Origin of the sequence: Pseudomonas sp. GM79 (assembly GCF_000282495.1) — a bacterium.
GTDB lineage: Bacteria > Pseudomonadota > Gammaproteobacteria > Pseudomonadales > Pseudomonadaceae > Aquipseudomonas.
On record NZ_AKJE01000098.1, the window covers coordinates 1 to 9,834 of the forward strand.

12 protein-coding genes are annotated in these 9,834 nt (G+C 58.4%); 9 read left to right on the top strand and 3 right to left on the bottom strand.

From position 1 onward, the window contains the following. The 6 genes from PMI36_RS04680 to PMI36_RS04655 all read left to right on the top strand — a co-directional run. Nucleotides 1–198, top strand: a 198-nt coding sequence (locus PMI36_RS04680) for a hypothetical protein (RefSeq protein WP_008075133.1), incomplete at its 5' end; no start/stop codon positions are given. A 130-nt stretch (nt 199–328) separates the two neighbouring features. After that, the gene (locus PMI36_RS04675; protein ID WP_007903895.1) at nt 329–1,768 is read left to right on the top strand and encodes an aminotransferase-like domain-containing protein; all 1,440 of its coding nucleotides are present in this window, start codon (nt 329–331) and stop codon (nt 1,766–1,768) included. Nucleotides 1,769–1,855: 87 nt separating this feature from the next. After that, nucleotides 1,856–2,323 (top strand): hypothetical protein, encoded by a 468-nt coding sequence (locus PMI36_RS04670; protein WP_008075146.1) that lies wholly within the window; start codon nt 1,856–1,858, stop codon nt 2,321–2,323. A gap of 158 nt (nt 2,324–2,481) precedes the next feature. Beyond that, nucleotides 2,482–2,736, top strand: coding sequence for a YkgJ family cysteine cluster protein (locus PMI36_RS04665; RefSeq protein WP_008075147.1), 255 nt, complete (start codon nt 2,482–2,484; stop codon nt 2,734–2,736). A 41-nt stretch (nt 2,737–2,777) separates the two neighbouring features. Beyond that, nucleotides 2,778–3,380: an START domain-containing protein gene (locus PMI36_RS04660; RefSeq protein ID WP_008075148.1), complete on the top strand. Its 603-nt coding sequence runs from the start codon at nt 2,778–2,780 to the stop codon at nt 3,378–3,380. A 500-nt stretch (nt 3,381–3,880) separates the two neighbouring features. Continuing rightward, entirely contained in the window at nt 3,881–5,974 is a 2,094-nt protein-coding gene (locus tag PMI36_RS04655) for an LTA synthase family protein (protein ID WP_008075149.1), read from the top strand. Between the two features lie 60 nt (nt 5,975–6,034). On the opposite strand, the gene PMI36_RS30995 is transcribed toward PMI36_RS04655, so the two are convergent. Then, nucleotides 6,035–6,187 carry a DUF3309 family protein gene (locus PMI36_RS30995; RefSeq protein ID WP_008012020.1) on the bottom strand — a complete coding sequence of 51 codons (153 nt, stop codon included), beginning with the start codon at nt 6,185–6,187 and terminating at the stop codon, nt 6,035–6,037. Nucleotides 6,188–6,480: 293 nt separating this feature from the next. Here PMI36_RS30995 and PMI36_RS04645 point away from each other — a divergent pair, with 293 nt between their 5' ends. The 3 genes from PMI36_RS04645 (at nt 6,481) to csrA (ending at nt 8,032) form a co-directional block, all read left to right on the top strand. After that, the gene (locus PMI36_RS04645; RefSeq protein ID WP_008075150.1) at nt 6,481–7,296 is read left to right on the top strand and encodes an SDR family oxidoreductase; all 816 of its coding nucleotides are present in this window, start codon (nt 6,481–6,483) and stop codon (nt 7,294–7,296) included. A gap of 64 nt (nt 7,297–7,360) precedes the next feature. Then, nucleotides 7,361–7,693 carry a YnfA family protein gene (locus PMI36_RS04640; RefSeq protein ID WP_008075151.1) on the top strand — a complete coding sequence of 111 codons (333 nt, stop codon included), beginning with the start codon at nt 7,361–7,363 and terminating at the stop codon, nt 7,691–7,693. Between the two features lie 153 nt (nt 7,694–7,846). Next, nucleotides 7,847–8,032, top strand: a complete 186-nt coding sequence (gene csrA / locus PMI36_RS04635) for a carbon storage regulator CsrA (RefSeq protein WP_008075152.1) — start codon at nt 7,847–7,849, stop codon at nt 8,030–8,032. A 5-nt stretch (nt 8,033–8,037) separates the two neighbouring features. Here csrA and PMI36_RS04630 read toward each other — a convergent pair whose 3' ends face one another. Together PMI36_RS04630 and PMI36_RS04625 are read right to left on the bottom strand one after the other, a co-directional pair. Then, the gene (locus tag PMI36_RS04630) at nt 8,038–8,265 is read right to left on the bottom strand and encodes a YheU family protein (protein WP_003199186.1); all 228 of its coding nucleotides are present in this window, start codon (nt 8,263–8,265) and stop codon (nt 8,038–8,040) included. Between the two features lie 208 nt (nt 8,266–8,473). Next, nucleotides 8,474–9,664, bottom strand: coding sequence for an osmoprotectant NAGGN system M42 family peptidase (locus tag PMI36_RS04625; RefSeq protein ID WP_008075153.1), 1,191 nt, complete (start codon nt 9,662–9,664; stop codon nt 8,474–8,476). Nucleotides 9,665–9,834 lie beyond the last annotated feature (170 nt).

The window sequence follows — 9,834 nt, forward strand, 5'->3', positions numbered from 1 at the left end:
TCCTACGGTTCCTACGGTTCCTACGGTTCCTACGGTTCCTACGGTTCCTACGGTTCCTACGGTTCCTACGGTTCCTACGGTTCCTACGGCTCCTACGGTTCCTACGGTTCTACGCAGTTCTTGCGTAGCCCTACGGCCCGGCCTGTTCAGCAGCGTCGGGTTTTTTTGTGCCTGCCAATTGCCTCGCGATTCCAGTAAAAACAGTACAGTTTTTGCTGACACTGCACTGTACGGTCGACTATTGTGGCAACTGTCCCAGTACACTTCTAAACTGTTCCGGTATTGTTTCACACAAGAATAAAATGCCCGTGAAATCGAGTGCTGCGTCATGACCAATCTCTTGCTCTACCAACGTATTGCTCAGCAACTGGCCGAAGACATCCGCCGCGGTGTCTATCAACCGGGGGAGCGCGTGCCTTCGGTGCGCAAGATGAGCTCGCAGCTCAACGTCAGCCATGCAACGGTGTTGCAGGCCTACGCCAACCTTGAAGATCAGGGGCTGATTCGTGCCCGGCCGCAATCCGGTTACTACGTGCACCAGACGCCGGCGCTCACGGCGCCCACCCCGGACATCGCACGGGTCGAGCGACCTGGCCTCGTCACCCGCAGCAGCATCATTCAGCAAGTCCTGGTCGAATCCCGCCGCGAAGGCGTCTTCCCGTTGGGCGCCGCCGTACCGAGCGTTGACTATCTGCCGGTACGGGCGCTGCATCAGCAACTGGCCAAAGTCACCCGTTTCCATAGCCCGCGGGCGTTCAGCTACATGTTCAGCCCCGGTTTCGAGCCGTTGCGTCGGCAAGTGGCAATTCGCATGCGCGACGCCGGCGTGGTGGTCGACCCGTCGGAAGTGGTGATCACCCACGGCTGCGTCGATGCGTTGCAGATGTCTCTGCGCGTATTGACCCGGCCGGGCGACCTGATCGCGGCCGAGTCGCCAACCTATTACGGTTTGCTGCAACTGGCCGACCTGCTGGGGCTGAAAGTCATCGAGATCCCCAGCGATCCAGCCACAGGCATGAGCCTCGAAGCCCTGCAATTGGCGGCCAACCAGTGGTCGATCAAGGCGCTGGTGCTGACCACGCGCCTGAGTAATCCCTTAGGCGGCACCATGCCCGAAGAGCGGCAGAAACAATTGCTGCGCCTGGCTTCGGATTTCGATATCCAGGTCGTCGAAGACGATATTTACGGCGAACTGATGTTTGAGCAGGGTCGCACCAAATCCCTCAAGGCCTACGATCGACTGGATCGGGTGATCTATTGCTCCAGCTTCTCCAAAACCCTGTCGCCCGGTGTGCGCATCGGCTGGATGATTGCCGGTAAGTACCAGCAGGAAATCCAGCGCTTGCAGACCTTCAGCACCCATTCAGCCTGTAGCGTCACGCAAATGGGCATAGCGGCCTATCTGGAGAACGGCGGTTACGACCGGCATTTGCGCTACATCCGTCAGGAGTACCGCAAGAACCTCAGCGCTTTTCAGCTGGCGGTGCAGCAGTACTTCCCTGAAGGGACGCAAATGACCCGACCCACCGGCGGCTTCATTCTGTGGGTCAGCCTGCCGGGGCGCGTGAATACGCAGGAACTGCATGTGCGTGCGTTGCAGCAGGGCATCAGCATTGCGCCGGGGTTGATTTTCAGTAACACCGAGCAGTTCAATCACTGCATTCGCCTGAACTGTGGCATCCCCTGGAACCGCGAGGCCGAGCGTGCATTGATGACGTTGGGTTTGCTGGCGACGCAACTTTGTCAGGAGACGGCGAGCGGTTTTTGAGCGGCTGGGCAGTTCTGAACTGGCCGCTTGTCTTGTCGTCTCCAACAGGCGAGCATATAGCCTTCTGCCGTTCACACCGTTGGGTCCATGAAGCCGATTTTTCCTGCCGCCTGGTTGTTGATCTGCCTGTTAATGACCTGTCACCCGGAAGGCGTCATGGCGGCTTCCGTTCAGGAAAAGCCGACAGCCAGCACCACCGCGAAAAAAGCGGCACCGGTCAAAAAAGCAGCGCCGGCCAAAAAGAAGGCTGCAGCGGTGAAGAAACGTTCCCCCATTGCTTCCAAGTCGAAACCGGTCAGTGAAGTCGTGAAAACCAAACTCCCTTCCGCAAATCTCGACTTGAGCTTGCCCAAGGACATGGTCGAAGAACTGAAGCCGGTCGGCACGGTAACCTTGCCCCGACACGATGCGCTGTTGCCGCAAATGTTCGGTGAAAAGAGCAGCCCGTTCCAGCTCAACGGACGCCTGCTCAGCAACGAAATGCAGTTGCAACTGCGCAATGAAGAGCGTCGGGAAGTTGAAGGCGCGGCGCTGGAATTCGAGTTCAAGCAGTAAATCCCTCCCATTCGTGACCCGCGGACCAGACGCTTTGTCGGAGACTGGTCAGTCACGCTCGTTTGAGCGAAAAAACCCGGGCTCAGGTAATTTTAAACAGTCGTTTTAGCCGTTACTCTGTGCCACGTCCCTTTACCCGTCGCGAGGAGCTTGTCGTCATGAGATGCCGTGAAGGCTGTGGCGCCTGTTGCATTGCCCCTTCCATCAGTTCGCCGATTCCCGGAATGCCCAATGGCAAAGCCGCCGGAGAACGATGCATACAGCTGTCTACCGATAACCTGTGCAGCATTTTCGGCAAGCCGGAACGTCCTGCGGTGTGTTCGGCATTTGAAGCCGATGTCGAGGTCTGCGGAAGCAGCAGCGACGAAGCGATCAAGTTGCTGGGCTGGTGGGAGCAAATGACGGCCGCGTGATGGGTTCAACGAACGGAACTTCAACAATAAGGAATAAGACTATGGGTTCGCTGCATCGTATGGCTGTGCTGTGTGGTTTGACGGTTTTACTGGCCTCCACGGCCCAGGCCGAAGAATGGAAAACCGCCAAGGAAGAAGAGGGCATCAAGGTGTCCTTGAGTGAAGTGGCCGGTTCCCAATACAAGGCTTACCGTGGCGTGACCGTCATGAAGACCACCATGGCCAAACTGCGTGCATTGCAGGAAGACGTGCCGGGTGCCTGTGCATGGATTCACGAGTGCAAGACTCAGAAGTTGCTCAAACATGAAGGTAACCAGAGCTGGACCTACACCCAATTCAATACCCCTTGGCCGGTCACTCCTCGCGACTCCGTATTGCATGTCACCACTGTTGAAGGCGCCGATGGCAGCCTGACCCGCGAGTTGGAAGGGCAGCCCAAGTACGTCCCGGAAGAAAAAGGTTTTGTACGGGTGGCCCAGGTCAAAGGTTTCTGGAAGCTCGTGCCTAAGGGCGATCAAGTCGAAGTGACTTATCAGGCCCATACCGAACCCGGCGGCAGCGTGCCGTCGTGGTTGGCCAACAAGTTTGTGGTCGATGCGCCGTTCAACACCCTCAAAGCCCTGAAAGAACGCGCCGAGAAGTAACCGCGTATACTTTTGATAATACCCGTTCAACAACGCCCCGATTTGATCGGGGCGTTTGCTTTTTTACCAAGGGCGGGGCTTTATTTTGTTTCTGGATATGCGTTGAACGAAATTTTCACAAAGCCTCCAAGACAATTCACTCGCGCCCCAACCAGTCCGCCTCCGCAACTTTGCACCACGTCTCTTGTCCCACAACGCTACAAGCGACAGTCGGCCTGCGGGTCAGTAATCAATGGTAATGCCGCGATTGATCGTGCAACATTTGCGCAGCGCAAGCCCCGGGGCCGAGGATGGCCAACAGAGGGCGAGACAGCTGATGCCGGTCAGCTAAATCCATGTGGGAGCGGGCTTGCTCGCGAAAGCGGTGTGTCAGACAACATCAATGTTGACTGTACCGCCGCCTTCGCGAGCAAGCCCGCTCCCACAGGTTGACCGACCTGCATCAGGCAAGGCGCCGCTGTATTTTTGAAACTTCAACTTCCAATGGGTCCTAAAACGACATGGCAAACCCGGACGCCCTGAGTCAGCAGCGAGCTTCTAGTCGCCTGCTGCAACCGACCGTCAAATCGCATCTGGCCTACACGCTATTGTGTGCCTTGGTCATGATGGTCATGTTCAGCCTGCTGCGCGTGGCGCTGCTGGTCTACAACAGCTCGATGATCCTCGACACACCGGCCTCGACCTTTCTGGAAGCGTTCGCCAACGGCCTGCGTTTCGACTTGCGCCTGGTGGTTTACCTCAGCATTCCGCTGCTGCTGGCCCTGTTCAGTGCCAGGGCCATGGCCGCCCGCGGGTTTTTCCGGTTGTGGCTGACCGTTGTCTCGAGCATCGCGCTGTTCCTCGGCCTGATGGAGATGGACTTTTACCGCGAGTTCCACCAGCGCCTCAACGGTCTGGTCTTCCAGTACGTGAAAGAAGACCCGAAAACCGTGGTGAGCATGCTCTGGTACGGTTTTCCGGTGGTTCGCTACCTGCTGGCCTGGGCCGTGGGCACGTTGATTCTGACGCTTGCGTTCAAGGGCGCCGATCGCGCCACGCGTCCTCGCGGGCCGTTCAGCGGTGGCAGTATCAGTACGCGGCAGGTCGCTCCGTGGTATGCGCGTGTCGTAGTATTCGTGGTCTGCCTGTTGGTCTGCGTGGTCGCCGCTCGTGGCACTCTGCGTCAAGGCCCGCCGCTGCGTTGGGGTGACGTTTACACCACCGACTCCAACTTCGCCAATCAGTTGGGCCTCAACGGCACGCTATCGTTGATCGCAGCGGCCAAGAGCCGGCTGTCCGAACATCGCGACAATGTCTGGAAAGCCACACTGCCACAGCCCCTGGCCCAGCAGACCGTGCGCGATTTGTTGTTGACCCCGAGTGACAAACTGGTCGATCCCGAGACCGCCGCGGTGCGTCGCAATTTCAGCCCCGACACCAACAAGACACTGCCGATCAAGAACGTCGTGGTGATCCTGATGGAAAGCTTCGCCGGTCACTCGGTGGGCGCTCTGGGTCGTCCGGGTGAAATCACGCCGTACTTCGACAAACTGTCGAAAGAAGGCCTGTTGTTCGATCGTTTCTTCTCCAACGGCACCCATACCCACCAGGGCATGTTCGCCACCATGGCCTGCTTCCCGAACTTGCCGGGTTTCGAATACCTGATGCAGACGCCTGAAGGCAGCCACAAACTGTCCGGCCTGCCGCAGTTGCTCAGTGCCCGTGACTACGACGATGTGTACGTCTATAACGGCGACTTCGCCTGGGACAACCAGTCGGGCTTCTTCAGCAACCAGGGCATGACCAACTTCATCGGGCGTAATGACTTCGTCAACCCGGTGTTCTCCGATCCGACCTGGGGCGTGTCCGACCAGGACATGTTCAACCGTGGCCTGGAAGAATTGAAGGCCCGCGATGGCAAGGACAAGAAGCCGTTCTATGCCTTGCTGCAAACGCTGTCCAACCACACGCCGTACGCTTTGCCGACGCCATTGCCGGTGAAGCCTGTGACCGATCGCGGCAACCTCAACGAACACTTGACCGCCATGCGCTATTCCGACTGGGCGTTGGGTCAATTCTTCGAACAGGCCCGCAAAGAGCCGTATTTCAAGGAAACCCTGTTTGTGGTGGTCGGCGACCACGGTTTTGGCAACGAACAGCAGATCACTGAAATGGACCTGGGTCGTTTCAACGTGCCGATGCTGCTGATCGGGCCGGGCGTCCAGGAAAAATTCGGCCAGGTCGACCATACCGTCGGCACCCAGATCGACATCGTGCCGACCATCATGGGCCGTATTGGTGGAGAGGTGATTCAACAATGCTGGGGTCGCGACTTGCTGAACCTGCCGGAAGGCGACAAGGGTTTTGGCGTGATCAAGCCGTCGGGCAGCGATCAGACGGTTGCATTGCTTACCGGGGATCGCGTGCTGGTACTGCCCAAAGAGATGCCGCCGAAGTTGTATCAATACGAACTGGGCGCCAATCCGAAAGGTGAAGTGATCCCGGCATCGGCTGATGAAGCGGCGCTCAAGCAGAAGCTCGAGTCGTTCATTCAGACGGCCACCAAAAGCCTGATCGATAACACCGCCGGTGTGGTTGACGGCAAGCCGGACTAAGTGTTGGCGCAATAAAAAAGAGGCCCTTCGCAGGGCCTCTTTTTTTTGCCGGCAAAACCTTTATATCTTGCCGAGTAGCAGCAGGATCAATAGCACCACCAACACCACGCCGATGATACCTGACGGGCCGTAACCCCAACTTCTGGAGTGTGGGAAGACCGGCAAGCCACCTATCAACAACAGGATAAGAATAACGATAAGAATTGTGCCCATGTCTGTTTCCTTGTTGGAAGCGTTGTGGATTGACCTAGCGTTTTAGCGATCAGCTGGACTTGTATTAATCCTAGCTGCTTACAAAATCCGACTCATGGATATGAAGAAAAATTCCAGGTTTTTTTAATGTATTTGGAAAGCACGTTTATTTCTTTTACTGCGTCTCAAAGTTGAAACAACCGGACCGCGTCGTGGTTCATTGCTGGCCATTCAGCAATCTGATGGAGCGTGGGTCGCGCATTATCCTTCGCTACACTCGGTGCATCTTCCCCGGAACAACAAGGCTGTTTGCTATGCAAAATCGCATGATGATCACTGGCGCGGGCTCAGGCCTGGGTCGCGAAATCGCGCTGCGTTGGGCGCGTGAAGGCTGGCAACTGGCCTTGTCGGATGTCAGTGAACCCGGCCTGCAAGAAACCCTGAAGCTGGTTCGCGAAGCGGGCGGTGACGGTTTCATCCAGCGTTGCGATGTGCGTGACTACAGCCAGCTGACGGCGTTCGCCCAAGCCTGTGAAGAGAAGTTCGGCGGCATCGACGTCATCGTTAACAACGCCGGCGTGGCCTCGGGCGGGTTCTTCAGTGAACTGTCGCTGGAAGACTGGGACTGGCAGATCGCGATCAACCTGATGGGTGTGGTCAAGGGCTGCAAGGCCTTCCTGCCGCTACTGGAGAAAAGCAAAGGCAAGATCATCAACATCGCCTCGATGGCCGCACTGATGCAAGGTCCGGCCATGAGCAACTACAACGTGGCCAAGGCAGGTGTGGTGGCTTTGTCCGAAAGTCTGTTGATCGAACTGGCCCACGAGGAAGTCAGCGTGCATGTGGTCTGCCCGTCGTTCTTTCAGACCAACTTGCTGGACTCTTTCCGCGGCCCGACTCCGGCCATGAAAGCCCAGGTCGGCAAGTTGCTGGAAAGCTCGCCAATCACCGCTGCCGACATTGCCGATTACATCTATCAGCAGGTCGCCGCCGGCGAATTCCTGATTCTGCCTCACGAACAGGGGCGCATGGCCTGGGCGATCAAACAGAAAGATCCGCAGTTGCTCTACAACGAAATGACCGTGATGGCCGACAAAATGCGCGCCAAGGCCAAACAATCCGCAGGCTGAACTTGCCCGTGCGCAAGACCGTCGTTAGGGTGGCCGCAACCGGTCATCCTCACGAGACATCTGCATGCTCAATTACCTGTGGTTTTTCTTCGCCGCGCTGTTTGAAATCGCTGGCTGCTTCGCCTTCTGGATGTGGTTGCGCCAGGGTAAAAGCGCTTGGTGGATCATCCCGGCGTTGCTCAGCCTGATCTTGTTCGCGGTACTGCTGACCCGGGTCGAAGCGAGCTACGCCGGCCGCGCCTATGCCGCCTACGGTGGCATCTACATCATTGCGTCGATCGGTTGGCTGGCGGTGGTCGAGCGGATTCGTCCGCTGGGCTCGGACTGGATTGGCGTGGCGCTGTGTGTGATCGGGGCGAGCGTCATCCTGTTTGGCCCGCGCTTTTCCGCTTCCTGAAGGATCGGTCCTTCATCTAACCGGTTTGTCGGACACGTCCGTCAGGGCGAAGCCTCATGGGCTGTAGGGCAAGACTGTTTTGCTGCCGTTGCATTGAAGACCCGCTACGCGCCGGGCATCTTCAAGGGCCGGTAACCCTGAAGGATGAATGCCATGCTTGTACTCAGTCGCGTTGTGGGCGAGTTGATTTCCATTGGTGACAACATTTCCGTGCGGGTTCTCGCCGTCAACGGAAGCAGCGTGCGCTTCGGTGTTGAAGCGCCGCAGCAGGTCAACGTACATCGCGCCGAAGTCTATGAGCGCATCCAGGTTCAACAGGTCAAAGCCAAAGCCCGATAAGGGTCTCAGTCGAACAGGTGCTTGGGCACGTCGTGCTTGAGCATCAACTGGCATTGCTCGCTTTCCGGATCGAAGACGATCAGCGCCTGGCCCTTGGTCAATGCCTGACGAACACGCAACACGCGGGTTTCCAGCGGTGTGTCATCGCCATTGTCCGTGCCGTCGCGGGTCACGAAATCCTCGATCAGGCGGGTCAGCGTGTCGACTTCAAGTTGGTCGTGGGGGATCAGCATAAGGCACCTCGGCTAAACAATGGCGCGATGCTACGGCGAATGGGCGGTTGCGGCTAGCCTGGGGCTGATGTGGTGCCTGATCTACCGCCTTCGCGAGCAAGCCCGCTCCCACATTCGACCGCATTCCTATGAAAGAACTCGGTCACCTGTGGGAGCGGGCTTGCTCGCGAAGACGATCGTTCAGCCACCGAACATCTACAGGTAAAACTCAACCGTCTGAACGCTGCCCAATCAAGCTGTCCACCGACGGCACCCGCGTGTCACTTTCCATCTGCGTCTCGTGTTCGATCTGGTGACTGAACCGGTCCAGGGAGCCCTTGGCCGGTTGTGCATCGCTGGCGAACACCGGCGGGCTGAGGATGTAGGCGCCGAGCAGGCGACTCAGGGCGGCGAGGCTGTCGATGTGGGTGCGTTCATAGCCGTGGGTGGCATCGCAGCCGAAGGCCAGCAGGGCGGTGCGAATGTCGTGGCCGGCCGTAACGGCGGAGTGAGCATCGCTGAAGTAATAGCGGAACAGGTCGCGACGCGCCGGCAGTTCGTTGTCGCTGGCAAGCCGCAACAAGTGGCGCGACAAGTGATAGTCATAAGGCCCGCCGGAATCCTGCATCGCCACACTCACCGCGTGTTCGCTGGAATGCTGGCCGGGCGCGACCGGCGCGATGTCGATGCCGACGAATTCGCTGACATCCCAAGGCAGGGCCGCCGCCGCACCGCTGCCGGTTTCTTCGGTGATGGTGAACAGCGGATGGCAGTCGATCATCAACTCTTCGCCGCTGTCGACAATGGCTTTCAGCGCCGCCAGCAGTGCGGCAACGCCGGCCTTGTCGTCGAGGTGACGGGCGCTGATGTGGCCGCTTTCGGTGAACTCCGGCAACGGGTCGAAGGCGACGAAATCGCCGACGCTGATCCCCAGCGAATCGCAATCGGCGCGGGTGGCGCAGTAGGCGTCCAGGCGCAGTTCGATGTGATCCCAGCTGATCGGCATTTCATCCACGGCAGTATTGAACGCGTGCCCGGAAGCCATCAGCGGCAACACGCTGCCGCGAATCACGCCGTTGTCGGTGAACAGACTGACGCGACTGCCTTCGGCAAAACGGCTGGACCAGCAACCGACCGGCGCCAGGGTCAGGCGACCGTTGTCCTTGATCGCGCGAACCGCCGCGCCAATGGTGTCCAGGTGGGCGGAGACGGCGCGGTCCGGGCTGTTCTGCTTGCCCTTGAGGGTGGCGCGGATGGTGCCGCGACGGGTCATCTCAAAGGGAATGCCCAACTCTTCGAGACGTTCGGCAACGTAACGCACGATGGTGTCGGTGAACCCGGTGGGGCTGGGAATGGCGAGCATTTCCAGCAGGACTTTTTGCAGGTAATTGAGGTCTGGCTCGGGAATTTTGCGGGTCATGGAAACTCCTGATGGGTTGAGAGCATCGATGGTTTCGATGAGGGGAGGTCTGCTTGGATGTTCAGCGCCTGTGAGGCCGCCTTCGCGAGCAAGCCCGCTCCCACAGGGGAACGCGGTCAAATGTGGGAGCAAGCCCGCTCCCACAGGGGAACGCGGTCAAATGTGGGAGC